The organism is Pseudarthrobacter sp. NCCP-2145 (assembly GCF_023708005.1).
Classification (GTDB): domain Bacteria; phylum Actinomycetota; class Actinomycetes; order Actinomycetales; family Micrococcaceae; genus Arthrobacter; species Arthrobacter oxydans.
This window is the reverse complement of the sequence record NZ_BRCG01000032.1, coordinates 19,567-35,833: the sequence shown is the minus strand read 5'-3', so window position 1 is coordinate 35,833 and position 16,267 is coordinate 19,567. Positions and strand designations below refer to the sequence as shown.

The window sequence follows — 16,267 nt, the reverse complement described above, 5'->3', positions numbered from 1 at the left end:
AAGCCCAGAAACAGGACCCGATGCTTCAATCACAGAACCCGAGACCACAAAAGGAAGGGCTGGCCCCGACACGTGAACGCCCCGGACCAGCCCCATAAAGCACTTAGTTCAGCAGTCTCCTAGCGGGGTCCGCGGGGTCATGGACTGGTGGGGCGCCGGCTCCCTCTCGCTGTTCCTGGTATTCCTGACGTACTTCGTGTCCGGCGGTTCGGCCGCGGGCTGGACGTCGCCCACCGCCCTGGCCCTGCTGGCCGGCACCGTTTTGTCGTTTGCGGGATTCTGGGTCATCGAGAAGCGCCGCAGCCACCCGCTCATCGCCGTGCACCACCTCCGCTCCCGACAGGTGTGGCCGGTCATCGCCACCACCGTCCTCACCCTGGCCGGCATCTTCGCGGTCATCAACTTCACCGTGGTGCTGCTGAGCCAGGATAACGACGGCGGCTTCGGGCTTTCCGCCTCCATCTCGGCTTTGCTGTTCCTCACCCCGGCCGCACTGATTGGCGTCTTCGCCGCGCCGTTGGCGGGGTGGCTGGCGGACCGGCGCGGATGGGTGAAGACCCTGCGGCTGGGGACTTCGTTGAGCCTGGTGTGTGCCGTGGTGGCCGCGGTGTTTTCGTCCAGCCCGGTGGCGGTGTTTGTTGCTATTGCCTGCCTGGGGATCTCTACAACGGCTTCTTCCTGACCGCCATCAACGGGCTCTCGGTGCTGCTCTCGCCCAAGGAGGCCCCGGCTGCGCTGCCCGGCATCAACGGTGCGTCGTTCGGAATCGGGGCGAACCTCGGCGTCGTGCTCGTGGCGCCGTTCGCCGCGCAGGCCACAGCCTCCGGGTACGCCACCGCCCTCTGGATCTCGGTGGGCATCACCGCCGCCGCATTCATCGTCAGCCTCTTCGTCGCCGCCCCCAAGGGCGAGACCGTCTAACCCCTCTATCTGTTGCGAAGGAACCTATTGTGACTGCCCCCGTTTACCTGGACTGCGACACCGGCATCGACGACGCCCTCGCCCTGGCCTACCTGCTCGCCACTCCTCTGGCCTCCGTGGTGGGCATCGGGACGGTCAGCGGGAATGTCAGTGCTGCGGTTGGTGCCCGGAATACGCTTGACCTGCTGTCGTTGGCCGGGGCCGCTTCCGTGCCGGTGGCTGTTGGTGCCTACGATCCTCTTGTTGGTTCGTTTGGGGGAGGCGCGCCGTCGGTGCACGGGGAGAACGGGGTTGGGGAGGTTGTGCTGGCACCCTCTACTGCTTCTGTTGCTACCGAGTCCGCGGCGGAGCTGCTGGTGCGGCTGGCCCACTCTTATAGCGGATCTTTGCGGGTGGTGGCGATCGGGCCGCTGACGAATCTTGCCGAAGCGTTGCGGCTGGAGCCTGCGCTGCCGTCTCTGGTGGAGTCGGTGACCGTGATGGGCGGGGCCGCGCTGGCGCCGGGGAACATCACGCCCGTGGCCGAGGCGAACATCTGGCACGACCCCGAGGCCGCCGCCCTGGTGCTGGCCGCCGACTGGGACGTGACCCTGGTGCCGCTGGACGTGACCATGGCTTCTGTTTTGGAGGAGTCCCACCGGCAGGTTCTGCTGGCTTCCGCTGCGCCGGTGCCGCGGGCGCTGGGGGAGATGCTGGGCTACTACTTCCGGTTCTACGAGGGCATCTACGGGCGGCCCTGCTCCGCCATGCACGATCCGCTGGCGGCGGCGCTCGCTGTTGGTGCTGTTATGCCGGCGCTGGCACCCGTGGTGCGTGCCGCCGTCGACACCTCCGACGGGCCCGGCCGCGGGCGGACCGTGTGCGACATGCGCGGGCTGTACGCAGGGTACCCTCCGGTATCCGGTATCCGGTATCCGGCGCGCGGTGCCGCGTGGTCCTGTCGCTGGAGGAGGACTTCGCCCCGCACCTGGTGGAGACGCTGCTGGCCCCGACGGTTGTAGCCGTCGTAGAAGGACGGGCCGGATTATTATGCTAGCGCAGGGCACCTCAGCTTTGACCGAAACGGTGCATAGTGCCCTATTCGGTTCCGCTTAATCTCTCAGGCGCTGAGTCACGTAGTGAGGAGGGGTCCCACGCTTCACCCTCAGGCAGTGTTTCGTCTATCTCGTGCCCCCGCTCCCATGCCGTCTGTCGTGTGATCCCAAGACAGGTTGCGATCTCCGTCCAGGTAGGCCCGATCGGCGTTCGTACTTTACGGTCACGAGCTCCGTGTTGTCGCGGGTCTGTCGCACTTGCTGTATTTCCTCCAAGGTGGCGGCTATCTCCGCCTTCCAACTTTGTCGGGTCGACGTAGATGCACCAGTTGATCGAGGGCCCGTCATGGATGAACGGTGGGCCGCCGCTATATCTCGCCATGGCACCAGCACCTCCGCGGCTTAGCTTAATGTCAAGGTACCTTGACAGGAAGCTAAGCCGCGTTCCGCTCTTGTAGTGGAGCCCTTAGCGCCTTACAAAGGTCCGTACCCCGAGACTCCAACCAGGAACGTCGGGCAGGGCTCACTGTAGAAGTCCACTTGAAAGGTCACGCTTTGTCCGGGTTCCAAGTCCGCGTCGGGCGAGGCGTACCCTACTTGACTGCCCAGCAGCGAGCCGTCCGCATCAAAGCAAGTGACGTGAACTCCGTACGGTCCGTTCAGCTTGTTTTTGGACGCGTTGGTTGCCTTCCCCGTGACCGCCGTCCCCATTGCATTGGCTTGGTCGACCTTCAGATCCTGAAAGTAGGGATCACCCTTCAGCGGCGCTGAGGCAACTGTGAATTCTAACTTTGCCGTGACCGGAAGTTCTGAGTCAAAGAAGACGTAACCGAGGGAAACAGCACCGGCTGGCACCACTGCAGGGGAGAAGCCCTGGCTACGGCCAGAGGCCAGGATTTTGCCGGTTTCATCCATGGCCGCCCCGGTGACCTCGACACTCGTGATGGACTCATTGGTGCCATTGCGCACGGCCACGGGCAGGGTCACCAGTCCGGCGGCGTTTACTTTTATGGGGGCGGAGGCTACAACATCAACCTTGCCTGCTTCCCCTGCCGGAAAGTCGGGATTGGCATTTCCGGCGAGCCAACCGGCCGCAATAGCGTCTGCTGTTGTTCCCAATTTCACTTCGGTCGCCGCCGACATTGTCGCCGGTGCTCCCGGTTCTATGCTGCTGCCCGACGCGCTACCGCCGCCGGTTTGAGTGGATGCACCACATCCGCTGACCGCCAATGCCAGGAGTGCTGCCCCTACCGCAACTAACCGTTTATTCAATTTGTCCCCCTAAAGTGCTCGCTGCCGCTGTCTTCATCGACGGCGCACAGGATGTTCTGTACGGGTTATTAGTACACGAGGTGGGAGCAAAGCGCGGCATCTGACTGTTCCATGACGCACCGCGACCCGCTGAGGCGGAATGGCTCGGGGCCAGCTAGTCCTGGAACGTTTCGCTGCGCTTTCACTTCGCGGCGACAGCCTGCGATCCGTACTTCATGTAGCCTCCTGCGGAGAGCCGCGCACGTCCCTGCCGCTAGCGCCCCTATCATCGGATGTATGCGTATACATCTAGTCGCCCTTGGGGTGGCGGCAACTATTCTGGTTGGCTGCTCGGCCCCTTCAACCCAACCAGCAGCGAGCACTGCGGCGCCAGGAACGACTGCAGCATCGGCTACACCCACGCCTAGTCCGGCTCCCGCTCAAGCCACTGACGCAACCGCAGTCGCTATGGAGCTCAAGACCAAAATCTTGAGATCACCGGGATCACCACAGTCACGGAGGAGCTCGACAGCAATAAACTCCTGGGTAGGCCCAACCAGTACACCTCTGCAGCATGGATCGCCGACGCCGGTGCAACCCCGGGTGAGACCGGCATCGACAGCGGCGCGGTGGTGGAGGTGTTCGCCAACGAGGCGGACGCAGCGGCCCGCTCCGAGTACATCCAAGGGATTTTGCAGAAGGCAGGACCCGCGTTCGGCACCGAGTGGCACCACCAGAAAGGCAAAGTCCTCCTGCGGGTCAGCGGGGTCCTGAGTCCAAGCGTCAACGACCTGTACAAAGCTGCATTCGGCTCGTAACGACGTCCTGTTCAGATTCAGAAGCCCTGCGCTTTATCTGTGCAGGGCTTCTTAGTTGCCCTGTTATCGGAGCCCAAGGTAAATCTTTTTGTCGGATTGAGCGTGTCGGCAGATGACGGTGATGGCTGGGGCGGTGCTGGCGCCGGGGAATATCACGCCCGTCGCCGAGGCGAACATCTGGCACGACCCCGAGGCCGCCGCCCTGGTGCTGGCCGCCGACTGGACGTGACCCTGGTGCCGCTGGACGTGACGGTCGCTGCCAGTGTCAGGACTGGAACTGCTGCATCACCGAAAGGTGGCCTGCCTTGGCGGACACCAGGCACTGGGCCAGGTAAAACGGCCGGTTGCCGTTCCGGACGTACTGCGTGAGGACCAGTACCGGGTCCGACGGGCGCAGGTCCAGCAGTTTCGCCCGGCTGGGGCCCACCTGGCTGAGGCTGATCTGGCACTCGCCCGGCCCGGTCAGCCGGCCCAGCTGCTTGTTAAGCGCGGCAAGCAAGGTGGCCCCGCCGTCGTCCTCTATCTCAAGAGGTGCGGCGGCGCCCTTGCCGACGCTGACCGGCTGGGCGGTGACGTTTTCCTGCAGGTGGGCGATGGCCTCGCCGTCGCGGATCAGGACGGATTCCCAGAGCCAGCAGTCGGTGCCGGGCTCCACGCCAATGCCGGGGGCAACGAATTCGGACGCCGCCTGCCGGACCACCTGGGTGCGTTTGACCTCTGCCGGCTGGCCCGGGCGGCCGAGGACGTCCTCGAACGGCTGGATGCGTTCGATGCCGATGCGGGGGAGGGTGTCCGAGACGAAACGTCCGACGCCGCGCCGCGCCCTGATGAGGCCGTCCTCCTCGAGCAGCATGAGGGCTTCGCGGACCACGGTGCGGCTGACTTTCATGTCCGTGCCGAGTTCGGTTTCGGTGGGGATCATGGAGCCGGGGGTGAGGAGGCCGTTGCGGATTGCTTCGGCGATCCGCGAGTACACCGCGACGCGCAGGGGCGCGCCGGGCTGGGCGGCCACCGGCTGGGACAGGAACCGGGCGGCGTCCTGGTGCACGTTATGCCTCGCTTTACTGGTGGTGGTGCGGGAGGATTTCCAGCCTACCGGTGTGACGGGTTTGTTGGACAAGCTTAGGTTGGCTGACTGTTCGGGCGGGCCTCCGTGCACATGGGGTGCGTGATCTCCCTTGTTGATTAGACGCACGTCACTAACAGGTGCAAGGGTGGACGCGTGAATGCCGACATCAACTTCTATTTCGACCCGGTCTGCCCTTTCGCCTGGATGACAAGCAAGTGGGTGCGGCAGGTGCAGGCGCAGCGCGACTACACCGTGGACTGGTGGTTCATTTCGTTGCGTCTGATCAACGCCCACGTTGACTACGACGCGCAGTTCCCGCCTGAGTACGAGGCCGGACACACGGCCGGGCTCCGGCTCCTGAGGGTGGCGGCCCGGGCACGGGCGGAGCATGGCCGCGAGTCGATCGCCCGGCTGTACGAAGCGTTCGGCACCCAGATTTTCGAAACTGCCCCAGACACGGCCGGCCAGCGCAGCGAGGCCGAGGTGCGTGAGGAACGGGGGACGCGGGAGTTCGTGGAGCCGGTCCTGGCCCAGGCCGGCCTGCCCCTGGAGCTTGCGGAGGCGCTCGACGACGACTCCTGGGACTTGGAGATCCGGCAGGAGACGGATGAGGCGCTGGGGCTGACGGGCAAGGACGTGGGCACGCCCATCATCCACTTCGAACCACCCGCCGGCGTGGCATTCTTCGGGCCGGTGATCAGCCGGCTGCCGGACGACCAGTCGGCCGCCGAGCTGTGGGACCACGTGGTGGGGCTGGCACGGTTCCCTGGGTTCGCGGAGCTCAAGCGAAGCCTGCGGGAGCAGCCGCAGCTTCCTGCCTTTGGGGTCGCCTCCGGTACGGTCGGCCGGCAGGAGGACTGGCACGGCGGCAGCCGGCGGCAGAAGAAGTGACCGTCTGTAAGGTTGGATCCATGAATCAGAACAGCACCCGCCATCACCAGGAGTCGGTCACGGTCAAGGCGTCAGCAGAGGCGCTGTACGACCTGGTCTCCGACATCACCCGCACCGGTGAGTGGAGCCCGGTGTGCACGTCCTGCTGGTGGGACGACCAGGACAGCGCCGGCCAGCCCGGTGCGTGGTTCACCGGCCGCAATGAGCTCCCGCACAGGACCTGGGAGACCCGCTCGGAGGTGGTGACCGCCGAGCGCGGCCGCGAGTTCGCCTGGGTGGTCGGCGGCAAATTTGTCCGCTGGGGCTTCACCCTCACCCCGGCAGACGGCGGGACCACTCTCACCGAGTCTTGGGAATTCCTGCCGGAGGGCATAGCCATGTTCGGGGAAAAGTACGGTGCTGACGCTGACGCCCAGATCGCCGACCGCACCCGGCAGGCGCTGGACGGCATTCCGAAAACGCTCGCAGCAATCAAGCGGATCGCCGAGGCCACCGCCGCACATGAGGACGCCAGGTCCTAGGACCGGAACTGCTGCATCACAGAGGGTTTGCCCGGCGCCGGCCGGGTGATTGGCGAGGGAGGCAGGCAGGGTGATGCCGCCGTCGTCCGCTATCTCCAGAGGTGCCGCCACGCGCACGGGCGAGCGGGGCTGGGCGGCCACCGGCCAGGACAGGCGCCGCGCGCCCCGGGCTACGCCTGTCCGTTGCCGGTACGGGAACGCCATGCCTCGAGCTGCTCGATGGTTTCCGGATGCTGGTACGCAATCTTCTGCCCGCTGTCCAGCGAGATGGTGTTGCTGTGGGTCCTGATGCCCTCGGGGATCTCCCGCCCGGTGCCGCTGGAGCGCACGAAGTTGTCCTTGGCGCCCACGAAACTGTTCCGGGCAATCTCGATGTCGCAGGGCAGCTCCACATCGTAGGTCAGCAGGTGCGTGCCCATGCCGGCCTGGTCCGGCCGGATGTTGGCAGCCCAGGAGAAGCCGGCATCGCGGCAGTCGTTGTCCGTAAACGAGCACCGGATGTGTCCCGTACCTGCAGCCGGTGTTCCCCGGGACCAGACCTCCAGGCTCTGGTTGCAGTTCTCAATGGTGTTGCCCACGAACCTGCAGTCCGTCCACGCAACGTTGGATCCCTCGGCACTGCCCTGCATTGTGGTGCCCGTGTCATACGTCTGCCGGATCGTGTTGCCCTGGACCAGCACGTTCTCGCAGCCAATCCAGATTTCCACGCCGTTCCCGTACCGGGTGGTCTTTGATACTCGCGAACCGCCGATTTCCTCAATCAGGCAGTCTGTGATCTGCGCGTTCTGGGTCCCGTAAATTCCCACGCCGTGGGCGCCGTGGCCAAGGATGTGCAGGCCCGAGGCGTTGGTGTTGGAGGCGGGACGGAAACCCTGCTGCTTCACGGCTATCTCCACGCTGGCACCCGGGGATGCGCCCAGCCTCACGTACACGTGGGTATCGTCGCTGAAAAAGTCCCAGTCCTGCGCCAGGTCAGCCAGGTTCCACCGCTTCCATCCGTGGATGGTGCCGCCGGCCTTCAGGAATCCGACGTCGGTTGAGGTTCCGGCGGTGTTGCCGGTGAACTGCCCGGATCCGGCGGTCAGGTTCAGCTTCCAGACGTTGGGGCTGTGCAGCGCCCACGCGTCCGTGCTCACCTTGTAGCCGTTGATCTGTGGCAGCGCTCCACTGCCGTAGGAGCCGAGGGTAAAAGCCCCCGTTGTCCCTTTCAGCACAGGAACCTTGAGGGAACCCCAAAACACGTCACCGCGCCGCAACAGGACCGCGTCGCCGCGCCCCACTTCGCCGGTGTCAAGCGCCGCCCTGATCCTCCCAAGCGTCTGCCAGGGTGCTGCCTTGGTGCCCGGGTTGGCATCGTCCCCGCCGCTGCTGACGAAGCGGGTGTTCGCGTAGACAGGGGAGGGAACAGTTGCCGCGGGCGGGGCAGTAAGCGCGCTGGGCACCCCGGCCGTTACCGCCGCTGCCCCGATCCACTCCAGGAAGCGCCGGCGTCCCAGCATCATGCCGTCCCACCGGTCAGGGACTCGGTGCGGAGGCAGCTTAAGGGGCGGAGGAGGGGTTGAGAAAAAGGCATCAGAAGATTTTACAGGTCCTGGACAGGACTGGCTGCATCGGCCGCTTCCTGCGCGTTAACGGCGGTAATGCCGCCTTGCCATGTGGCACACGTCCATAGGGCAACGTTCGATGAGCCGGTTCAGGCCCCGAGCAGGTCCGCCAGGTCCGGAATGCTCGACGCCGAGAGGTCCCAATCGCTCTCCGGCGCCAGGTCCGCCACCTGGTCCGGGCCGTATTCGGTGGGGCGGGCGATGAATGCCGTCGCCAGTCCCGCCTCCCGGGCAGCATGAAGGTCGTTGTTGTGGGCGGCCGCGAGCATCACCTCACCGGGGTTGAGGTCCAGGAACCCCGCAGTCCGAAGATAGGCCTGGGGCAGCGGCTTGTACGTGCGGGTCATGTCCGAGCCGATGATCACATCCCACGGAAGCCCGGCGTTTTTTGCCATGTCCAGCAGCAGCGAGGTGTTGCCGTTGGACAGGGGCCCCACGATGTAGCTCCGGCGGACGGCTGCCAGGCCCTCCACACTGTCCGGCCACGGCGGCAGCCTGTGCCAGCATTTGTTCAGCCCATCCAGCGCCTCCCCGCCCAGCTGCCCGGGATCAAACCCATGCCGCCGGAGCACCTGGTCCAGGTTTTCCCGGTGGAGCGCGTCCAGTGTGGCGAAGCCCCGCTGTCCGGAACGGATGGCTTCCATGGCCGGCTGGTACAGGGCGCGCCAGTCATCGGCGAAGGCCTCGGCGTCGAGCTCGTGTCCCTGGTCGGCGGCGAAGGCTGCCGCGTGCCGGGCGACGCCGGTGCGCCAGTCCACCACGGTGCCGAAAGTGTCGAAGAGGACTGCGCGTACCTCCCGGCCGGTTGATGGTGAACGGTACGGCTGGAACCTCATGTTGTGTCTCCCTTCGTGCTGCCACCGTTAGTGTGGCAGCATGCGTACTGATTTCAGCCCCACGGACACGTCCGCCCGGGATTTCTACCGCTTGCTCACCGCGGTGGTGGTGCCCCGGCCCATCGCCTGGGTATCGAGCGTTTCGCCGGAGGGCGTTGACAACCTGGCCCCGCACTCGTTTTTCACCGTGGCGTCCACCAATCCGCCCATCGTGCAGTTCACCTCGGTGGGGGAGAAGGATTCGCTCCGCAACATCACCGCGTCCGGGGAATTCGTGGTCAACCTGGCCCCGGCCGCCCTCCTGGAGGAGGTCAATGCCACCGGCACCAATTTCCCGCCGGACGTCAGCGAGTTCGACGCCGCCGGGCTGACCCGGGAGCCGAGCGTCACCGTGGCCGCGCCGCGCGTCGGGGAATCTCCGGCTGTGCTCGAATGCCGGCTCCACTCGGTGCTGCCGATAGGGGATTCCACCCTGGTGTTCGGCGAAGTGACGCATGCTGCCGTGGACAGCGCGGTACTGGAGGGAAGCCACCCGCGGATCGACCTGCTGGAGCCGCTGGCCCGGCTGGGCCTGGACGAATGGGGCACCCTCGGCGAGGTCCAGGACCTCACCCGCATCCGGTTCAAGGACTGGCCGGGCCACTTCCGGCCGAAGGCCTGAAACCGGCGGACGCCGGGGCCATATCAAGCCAAGCCAGGCCGCGTAAAGAAAGAGAAGGGATGCCCTGCCACGCAGGACATCCCTTTCCCTTCGGATGGATGGTGTTTAGCCGAGGCCCAGCTGGACGAACACGAACCAGACGAGGAGCGGCACCACGGCGATCATCGCGATGGCCCACAGCAGCAGGGCACGGAAGAACATCCGCTCGTCCTTGGGCTGCGCGCTCGCCATCAGCAGGGCGCCGCTGGTGGACATCGGGCTCACGTCAACCACCGAGGAGCTGATGGCGATGGCCGTGACTACCCCGATGGGCGTCAGCAGCGGATCCATGGCGATGGGTGCGACCACCGGGCTGATGACACCCAGTGTGCCCGTGGTGGAGGCAAAGGCGGAGACGATGGCCACCACGTAGCTGGTGATCAGGGCGGCCAGGGAGCTGTTGCCCAGGCCGGCAATGCCTTCCTGCAGTTCCTTCAGCGCACCCATCTCTTCCAGCATGCCCACGTAGGTGACGATGCCGGTCACCAGGATGATGGCTGACCACGGCATGCTTTCCACTGCCGGCTTCTGCACGCCCGAGTCAAGGACGATCAGCACCGTGGCAATGATCAGGGAAGCGACGCCGACGTCAATGCCCAGGACGGTGGTGAGCACCAGCAGGGCGGCGATGCCCACCAGGGTGAGGATGCGCATGGGGGTTGCGGCCACCTTCTCGGGGCCGGTCCTGGTGGTGCTTCCGGTTGCCACGGAAGTCTGCGCGGGCGCGGTGAGCACCGCCGTTCCCGAGCCGGACGGACCTGGGGCGCCGTTTCCGGCGGGAGCGGCAGCGCCGCCGTCGTGCTGTGCCTCTCCGGCCTCGCCGGCCTGGAGGCGTGCTTGCTCCTTGGCTGCCCGGCGCTTCATGATGGCCTGCACCAGGACGTAGGCGATGGCGGCCAGGACGGCATTGAAGATGAAGCAGTAGGCGTAGAGCTTGAAGGAACCGTCAGTGGCTCCTGCGTCCTCCAGCATTTTGTTGGCCAGCACGCCGAAGGGGTTGACCGGTGAAAAGGCGCCGGCGTTGGCACCCTGGACGATGACCAGGCCCATGGCCAGGGTGCTGATTCCGAACCGCATGCCCAGCGCCAGGCCCACCGGCGCCACGATGGCGATGGCGGCAGGGGTGAACGCACCGGCGGAAGCCAGGGCGGCCGTCAGCAGGAACATCAGGACGGGGACCAGGATTTTCCGGTCGCCGGCCAGCCGTTCAGCCCAGTAGGCCAGCAGGTCGATGGTGCCGTTGATCCGGACAATGGCGAAGAGCAGGGTGGCGCCTACCAGGATGAAGAAGAGCCCGGCGGGGAACTGGCCGATGACGTCCTTGATGGACATGCCTGCCAGGAGGGTGCCGACACCGAACGCGGCAACGGTAGCCAGCAGGCCGGCGTTGATCTTGGTGAAGGAACCGATGGCGAAGGCCGCCACCAATACCAGGAACGCGATGATGGACAGGGACATGGTGACTGCCGCCTAGGAATTCGCGGGAGTGAGGACGCCGGCGCCGGACAGCAGGCTGCCGGCTCCCGTGATGGCAGGCTGGTGGCCGAGCGCCTTGAGGACCTCGTACGTGGTGGCCGTGGCCGCCGTGATGACTGGCAGTCCGAGCTCGTCCTCCACGGCCTGGACCGCAGCCAGCGACGGCATCTGGACGCATGCGGACAGTACGACGGCGTCCGCACCCTCGCGCTGCAGGCTGCGGGCAAGCGCGGGCAGGTTCTGCGGGTCAAGGCAGCCGACCTCGAGGTTGTCCGCAACCTCGAGGCTGATGGCGTCCAGCACCGTGATGCCGGAGCCTTCGATGTAGTCCACCACCATCTTGGTGAGCGGCTTCATGTAGGGGGTGATCATAGCCACCTTGCTGGCGCCGATTTCCTGCAGGGTGCGGACCAGGGCGCCGGCGCTGCTGGTCACGGGGGCAGGGTGGCCGTTGCCGGCGGCGGCGTCAGCGATGACTTTCTCCGAGCCCTCGTGGGCTCCGGGGCCCTGTGCCATGACGGCAACGAGGCAGGCGTAGGCGATGACGTCCACGTCCGCGTCGGAGACTGCTTCGGCGCAGTCGGCTGCCTTGCCCACCATGGCCAGCAGCTCTTCCCGGGTGACCTTCTTCATGCCGGCGCGGGCCGAGTGGAAGGTGTACTTGTGGCCGGTCGCCTCTGCCTGGCGCCGGAACAGTTCCGGCAGTTCGGTCTCCATGGTGGTGTTGGAGCTGGGGACGATGAGTCCCACGCGGCTCATCCCGGGGCGCTTGGGCTCGGGGGCGGTTTCGCAGGTGATGTCAGCGGTAGTCATGGTTTCTCCACGTCGTTGTGATGGGGTTCATTCGCTACAACCCATAGAGTGGGTTCTGATCCCATGATGTGGGATGCTTTGCGGGGATGTCAAATGGATCACATGCCAAGCGCCCGTCCATGTGCTCACTAAACTGGAGCTTCGAGGAAGACTGCCGAAGGGAATTTGAAGACAGTGGCGACGGAAGCGGGTGCTGGGGCCTCACCCCTGCTGGTCCTGCACAAGGTGGCGGAGATCCTGGACTGTTTTTCGGTGGATGAGCCGGAGCCCACGCTGCAACAGATCATCCGGAAGACCGGTTTACCGTCCAGCACCTGCCAGCGCCTGGTGCAGAACATGCTGCGGGAGGGCTTCCTGGACCGCGACGGCGACCGCTACCGGATCGGCATCGGACTGGTCCGCTGGGCCACCCCCGGCACGTTCGGGCTGGACGTGGTCCGGCTGGTGAAACCGGTCCTGCAGCAGCTGCGCGATGAGACCGGTGAGACGGCCTGCCTGTATGTCCGGGACGGTGCTTTCAGGACCATCATTGCCGTGGCCGAGACCCGGCACGTGGTGATGCGGCCGTTCATGGTGGGCATGGTGATGCCGCTGCATGCCGGAGCTCCCGGGAAGATCTTCCTGGCGTTCGACCCAGAGGCGTGGTCCGCCCTGGATGAGCACGGCCTGAACAGCTTTACCCCCCACACGCCGGCCTCCCTGGAGCTGCTCCGCCAGCAGGCGGCGGTGGCGAAGGAGCAGGGGTTCTACGCGGCGTTCGGGGAACGGAACGAGGACGTGGGTTCCATCAGCGCGCCCGTCTTTGACCATGCCGGACGGCTCGCCTGCGCCATTGGGCTGGGATTCCCGACCCAGCGGATCGGGCCCGGCGACGTCGAGCGGCTGGGGCCGGTGGTGGCCCGGGCGGGAATGGAAGCCAGCCGTGCGCTCGGGTATGACAGCAGCCAGGCCGCCCCGCTGTAGTCCGCCCCACCCAAGTAGGTAGCAGCACATGTCGTTATGAGCCCTCATAACGACATGTGCTGCTACCTACTTGCGCCGTCGACGCCGACGGCAGCCACCTCAACCCGTACCCCGGCGTCCCGGAACTTCTGCACCTGGGCGGGGTCGGCGCCGTCGTCCGTCACCAGGGTCCACGGCAAGGCGAGCCGGGCCCAGGCGTGGAACGGCCGCAGGCCTAGCTTGGACGAATCAGCCAGAACGTACACTTCCCGGCCGCGCCGGGCCATGAGTTCTTTGAGCCGGGTCTGGGCGTGGTCGGCTTCGCAGATGCCGTCTTCGGCGGTGACGGCGTCCGCGCCCAGGAACACTCGGTCGAAGCTCATCCGCTCCAGCGCTGTCTCGGCCAGCGGTCCCACAAAACTCTGCGAAAGGCTGCGCAGCCGGCCGCCGAGGCAGTCCACCTCGATGCCCTCGGAGTCGGCGAGTTCCTGCATGGTGTTGATGCCCGGGGTGGTCACGGACAGCTTTTCGAACCCGCGCAGTTCGTGGGCCAGGGCACCTACGGTGGAGCCGGCGTCGAGCAGGATGTTCTCCCCGGGGACGATCACGGACGCCGCCCAGCGGGCGATGGCGTGCTTCTGCTCGAATGCCTCGCCGGTGCGCTGCCGCAGGGACGCCTCCGGGTGCGCGCCGAGCGCCATGGCCCCGCCGTAGGTGCGGGCCAGCCGGCCCTGCCCGTTCAGCAAAGCCAGGTCCCGGCGGATGGTGGACGCCGTCACCTCGAACCGGGCGGAGAGTTCCTCAACGGAGGCAAGCCCGGTGGTCACGGCAAGGTGGTAGATCTCCTCGCGCCGCGCGTTTGCGCTCAGCATTCCCGGTCTCCTTCCCGTGGCAGTGGTACCCATGCTAGTTCCGGCCCCCGCCCAGTCCCCGCAGCAACGCCTACACGGCGACGGCCGGCCGGGTGGCCATCTCGGCAGCCTGGTGCAGCGCCTCCACCATGGACCGGGAATCGGCGATCGCCTTGCCGGCGATGTCGAACGCGGTGCCGTGGTCCACGGACGTGCGGATCACCGGCAGGCCCACCGTGATGTTCACGCCGGCCTCGATGCCCAGCACCTTGACCGGCCCGTGCCCTTGGTCGTGGTACATGGCCACCACCAGGTCGTAATCGCCCCGGCCGGCAAGGAAGAACAGCGTGTCCGCAGGCAACGGGCCCACCGCGTTGATCCCGGCCGCCTGCGCCGCCTTCACACCCGGTTCGATCTTCTCCGCTTCCTCGCCCTGGCCGAACAGGCCGTTCTCGCCGGCGTGCGGATTGATGGCGCACACGCCGATCTTCGGGTTCGGGATGCCCGCGCGGACCAGCGCCTCGTGGCCGCGGCGGATGGTGCGCTCCACCAGGTCCGGGTTGATCTTGCGGATGGCGTCCATCAGCCCGATGTGCGTGGTCACGTGGATCACCCGGATCTTGGGGGTGGAGAGCATCATGGACACTTCCTCCGTGCCCGTCAGGTGCGCCAGCAGTTCCGTGTGCCCGGGGAAGATGTGACCGGCCGAGTGCAGCGCCTCCTTGTTCAGCGGCGCCGTGCAGATGGCCTGCACCTTCCCGGCCATCGCCAGTTCGCTGGCCACCCGGATGTACTCGTACGCGGCATGCCCGGCCACGGGGGAGAGTTGGCCCCACGGCAGGTCCTCCGGCAGCAGCGCCAGGTCGATCACGTTCACCCGGCCTGGTGTGAACACCGCGTCCTCCACGTCCTCGATGCTCTGGATGTCCGCCTCGATACCCAGGACGTCCGCGGCCTGGCGCAGGCGCACCGCGTCGCCGATCACCACGGGCCGGCACTCGGCGTTGCTCTGCGGATCCAGCACGGCGGCCACCACCACCTCCGGCCCCACCCCGGCGCCGTCGCCCATGGTGACGGCAACGTAAGGGAGGGCGTTCTGCTCGGTGTTGATTGCTTCGGTTGTCATGGGTGCTCCAGAGGGTTGGTCTTGAGGGGAGAGGTTGGTGGCGGGAGCCTGCGCGGCCAGGCCGCGGCGCTCCCGGATTTCGTCGTAAAGCTGTAAGAGTGCCAGGTCGTTACCGAAGCTGCCGGGCTTGGTGCCCACCAGCGTCCCGTCATCGGCGCGGCTGAGCACGGCCCCGTGCTGCACGGCCGCAAGCGGTACCAGCCGGTGGAGGCCGATGGCGTCCAGGACTTCCCGGGCCGTCTCACCGCCGGTGAGGATCAGGTCTGCTGGTGTTGCCTTCGCTGCCTCGGCGGCAAACCCGGACAGGGCCTGCACGATGCGGGCTGACCCAGACGGGTCCACTTTTGAAGCGGCCAGTGTGACGGCTACGCGGTGGCCTGCCCGCAAATCCGCTGAAACCTGGGCCAGCTGGGGAGCGTAGGCCCCGCTGGCTCCTGCGTACTGCGGGTGCAGCCGGACCATCGTGAAGCCCTGGGCCTCGAGTGTGGCCAGCTGCGCCTGCGCAGTTCCGGACGCGGAGCCGACGACGGCGAGCACCGGCTTGGCAGCTCCCGGCGCTTCTGCGGTGGTTGCGTCCGTTTGTGCCCCAGCTTGCGCATTTCGCGCAAGGTGCGTTGAAAGGCGCTCTGCAAGAACGTCAGCCGTTCCGCCGGTACCCACCAGCACGATGCGCCGGCCGCAGGCCTGGAAGTCCAGCTCCAGCAGGGCGTCCACCACGGACTCCAGGTCCTGGACGGTTTCGCCGTCGGCCACCACCAGCGCGGGCTGGTCCGAGTCCAGCAGCATGGCCAGTGTTGCGGCCGGCGATCCGGACCGCACCTCGGCCAGGTTCACGGTCTGCACCGAGGAGGGATCCTCAGGGCGCAGCAGTGAGGGGATGTCCGCCGGCGGGGCCGACTGCTCTGCCTGCCATAGGTCCGTCTCCGTCAGGGGAGTCCCGGCAACCACAGGGCGGCCGTCCACGACGGACCGCTGCAGCTGGGGGAGTGCGCCCGCAACAACGGCGTGGAAACCAAGCCCCGCCAGGGCGGAAACTTCGGCGCGGACGTTGCCGCGCCACAGGGAGTCGATCTTCTTGAACAACACCTGCGCAGTATCGGCGTCGGGGCCGGCGAAGGCTTCCTTGACCAGAGCCTCGGCAGCAGAATCAGCAAGCCCGCGGGAATGCGTATCGGTGACCACCACGTCGGTGCCGGGCCCCGCAAAGGAGGTGACGGCGTCGTGCGCTTCCGGAACAGTGGAAGTGCCTAGCAGGACCTGCGCACTCAGCCCGTGCTGCATAAAGCAGGAGCCAACCTCGGCGGCGCCGGAGAAATCGTCGGCCTGCACAAATACGGAAGCCACGTTGCTCCTCTCGTCGTCGGCTGGGGCCCGCGCAGTGGCGGGATGCATTCATCATGACATGCTTGCGCGA

At 66.4% G+C, this 16,267-nt stretch carries 13 protein-coding genes and 3 pseudogenes; 8 read left to right on the top strand and 8 right to left on the bottom strand.

The window, feature by feature from the left end:
- Nucleotides 1-118: 118 nt before the first annotated feature.
- Nucleotides 119-921: pseudogene (locus tag NFU08_RS19995) on the top strand (MFS transporter); the annotation flags it as partial.
- Between the two features lie 29 nt (nucleotides 922-950).
- Nucleotides 951-1,957: pseudogene (locus NFU08_RS19990) on the top strand (nucleoside hydrolase).
- 472 nt (nucleotides 1,958-2,429) lie between these two features.
- On the opposite strand, the gene NFU08_RS19985 reads toward NFU08_RS19990, so the two are convergent.
- Complete coding sequence (locus tag NFU08_RS19985; protein ID WP_251425766.1) at nucleotides 2,430-3,098, bottom strand: FxLYD domain-containing protein; 669 nt, start codon at nucleotides 3,096-3,098, stop codon at nucleotides 2,430-2,432.
- 746 nt (nucleotides 3,099-3,844) lie between these two features.
- On the opposite strand from NFU08_RS19985, the gene NFU08_RS19980 reads away from it, so the two are divergent.
- The gene (locus NFU08_RS19980) at nucleotides 3,845-4,024 is read left to right on the top strand and encodes a hypothetical protein (protein WP_251425764.1); all 180 of its coding nucleotides are present in this window, start codon (nucleotides 3,845-3,847) and stop codon (nucleotides 4,022-4,024) included.
- 109 nt (nucleotides 4,025-4,133) lie between these two features.
- Nucleotides 4,134-4,279, top strand: a pseudogene (locus tag NFU08_RS19975) (nucleoside hydrolase); the annotation flags it as partial.
- Nucleotides 4,280-4,289: 10 nt separating this feature from the next.
- Here NFU08_RS19975 and NFU08_RS19970 read toward each other — a convergent pair.
- Nucleotides 4,290-5,072, bottom strand: coding sequence for a GntR family transcriptional regulator (locus NFU08_RS19970; protein WP_251425770.1), 783 nt, complete (start codon nucleotides 5,070-5,072; stop codon nucleotides 4,290-4,292).
- Between the two features lie 174 nt (nucleotides 5,073-5,246).
- On the opposite strand from NFU08_RS19970, the gene NFU08_RS19965 reads away from it, so the two are divergent.
- Nucleotides 5,247-5,984: a hypothetical protein gene (locus NFU08_RS19965; RefSeq protein ID WP_251425762.1), complete on the top strand. Its 738-nt coding sequence runs from the start codon at nucleotides 5,247-5,249 to the stop codon at nucleotides 5,982-5,984.
- A gap of 20 nt (nucleotides 5,985-6,004) precedes the next feature.
- Nucleotides 6,005-6,505: an SRPBCC family protein gene (locus NFU08_RS19960; RefSeq protein ID WP_251425760.1), complete on the top strand. Its 501-nt coding sequence runs from the start codon at nucleotides 6,005-6,007 to the stop codon at nucleotides 6,503-6,505.
- Between the two features lie 170 nt (nucleotides 6,506-6,675).
- On the opposite strand, the gene NFU08_RS19955 is transcribed toward NFU08_RS19960, so the two are convergent.
- Nucleotides 6,676-8,007 carry a right-handed parallel beta-helix repeat-containing protein gene (locus tag NFU08_RS19955; RefSeq protein ID WP_251425758.1) on the bottom strand — a complete coding sequence of 444 codons (1,332 nt, stop codon included), beginning with the start codon at nucleotides 8,005-8,007 and terminating at the stop codon, nucleotides 6,676-6,678.
- 191 nt (nucleotides 8,008-8,198) lie between these two features.
- Nucleotides 8,199-8,945 carry a haloacid dehalogenase type II gene (locus NFU08_RS19950; protein ID WP_251425756.1) on the bottom strand — a complete coding sequence of 249 codons (747 nt, stop codon included), beginning with the start codon at nucleotides 8,943-8,945 and terminating at the stop codon, nucleotides 8,199-8,201.
- A gap of 40 nt (nucleotides 8,946-8,985) precedes the next feature.
- Between NFU08_RS19950 and NFU08_RS19945 the strand changes: the two genes are divergently transcribed.
- Entirely contained in the window at nucleotides 8,986-9,606 is a 621-nt protein-coding gene (locus NFU08_RS19945) for a flavin reductase family protein (protein WP_251425754.1), read from the top strand.
- 105 nt (nucleotides 9,607-9,711) lie between these two features.
- Here NFU08_RS19945 and NFU08_RS19940 read toward each other — a convergent pair whose 3' ends face one another.
- Nucleotides 9,712-11,103 (bottom strand): SLC13 family permease, encoded by a 1,392-nt coding sequence (locus NFU08_RS19940; RefSeq protein ID WP_251425752.1) that lies wholly within the window; start codon nucleotides 11,101-11,103, stop codon nucleotides 9,712-9,714.
- A 12-nt stretch (nucleotides 11,104-11,115) separates the two neighbouring features.
- Nucleotides 11,116-11,934, bottom strand: coding sequence for an Asp/Glu racemase (locus tag NFU08_RS19935; RefSeq protein ID WP_285835614.1), 819 nt, complete (start codon nucleotides 11,932-11,934; stop codon nucleotides 11,116-11,118).
- Nucleotides 11,935-12,108: 174 nt separating this feature from the next.
- On the opposite strand from NFU08_RS19935, the gene NFU08_RS19930 reads away from it, so the two are divergent.
- On the top strand, nucleotides 12,109-12,897 hold the full coding sequence (locus tag NFU08_RS19930) for an IclR family transcriptional regulator (protein ID WP_251425750.1): 789 nt from the start codon (nucleotides 12,109-12,111) through the stop codon (nucleotides 12,895-12,897).
- Between the two features lie 62 nt (nucleotides 12,898-12,959).
- Here NFU08_RS19930 and NFU08_RS19925 read toward each other — a convergent pair whose 3' ends face one another.
- The gene (locus NFU08_RS19925) at nucleotides 12,960-13,748 is read right to left on the bottom strand and encodes a DeoR/GlpR family DNA-binding transcription regulator (protein WP_251425749.1); all 789 of its coding nucleotides are present in this window, start codon (nucleotides 13,746-13,748) and stop codon (nucleotides 12,960-12,962) included.
- A gap of 70 nt (nucleotides 13,749-13,818) precedes the next feature.
- On the bottom strand, nucleotides 13,819-16,197 hold the full coding sequence (pdxA, locus tag NFU08_RS19920; protein ID WP_251425747.1) for a 4-hydroxythreonine-4-phosphate dehydrogenase PdxA: 2,379 nt from the start codon (nucleotides 16,195-16,197) through the stop codon (nucleotides 13,819-13,821).
- Nucleotides 16,198-16,267 lie beyond the last annotated feature (70 nt).

What these genes read in the sequence shown, in the direction of transcription:
- NFU08_RS19935 (WP_285835614.1), bottom strand. Translation starts at nt 11,934, where the DNA reads ATGACTACCGCTGACATCACCTGCGAAACCGCCCCCGAGCCCAAGCGC.
- NFU08_RS19945 (WP_251425754.1), top strand. Translation starts at nt 8,986, where the DNA reads ATGCGTACTGATTTCAGCCCCACGGACACGTCCGCCCGGGATTTCTAC.
- NFU08_RS19955 (WP_251425758.1), bottom strand. Translation starts at nt 8,007, where the DNA reads ATGATGCTGGGACGCCGGCGCTTCCTGGAGTGGATCGGGGCAGCGGCG.
- NFU08_RS19940 (WP_251425752.1), bottom strand. Translation starts at nt 11,103, where the DNA reads ATGTCCCTGTCCATCATCGCGTTCCTGGTATTGGTGGCGGCCTTCGCC.
- NFU08_RS19960 (WP_251425760.1), top strand. Translation starts at nt 6,005, where the DNA reads ATGAATCAGAACAGCACCCGCCATCACCAGGAGTCGGTCACGGTCAAG.
- NFU08_RS19985 (WP_251425766.1), bottom strand. Translation starts at nt 3,098, where the DNA reads ATGTCGGCGGCGACCGAAGTGAAATTGGGAACAACAGCAGACGCTATT.
- NFU08_RS19950 (WP_251425756.1), bottom strand. Translation starts at nt 8,945, where the DNA reads ATGAGGTTCCAGCCGTACCGTTCACCATCAACCGGCCGGGAGGTACGC.
- NFU08_RS19925 (WP_251425749.1), bottom strand. Translation starts at nt 13,748, where the DNA reads ATGCTGAGCGCAAACGCGCGGCGCGAGGAGATCTACCACCTTGCCGTG.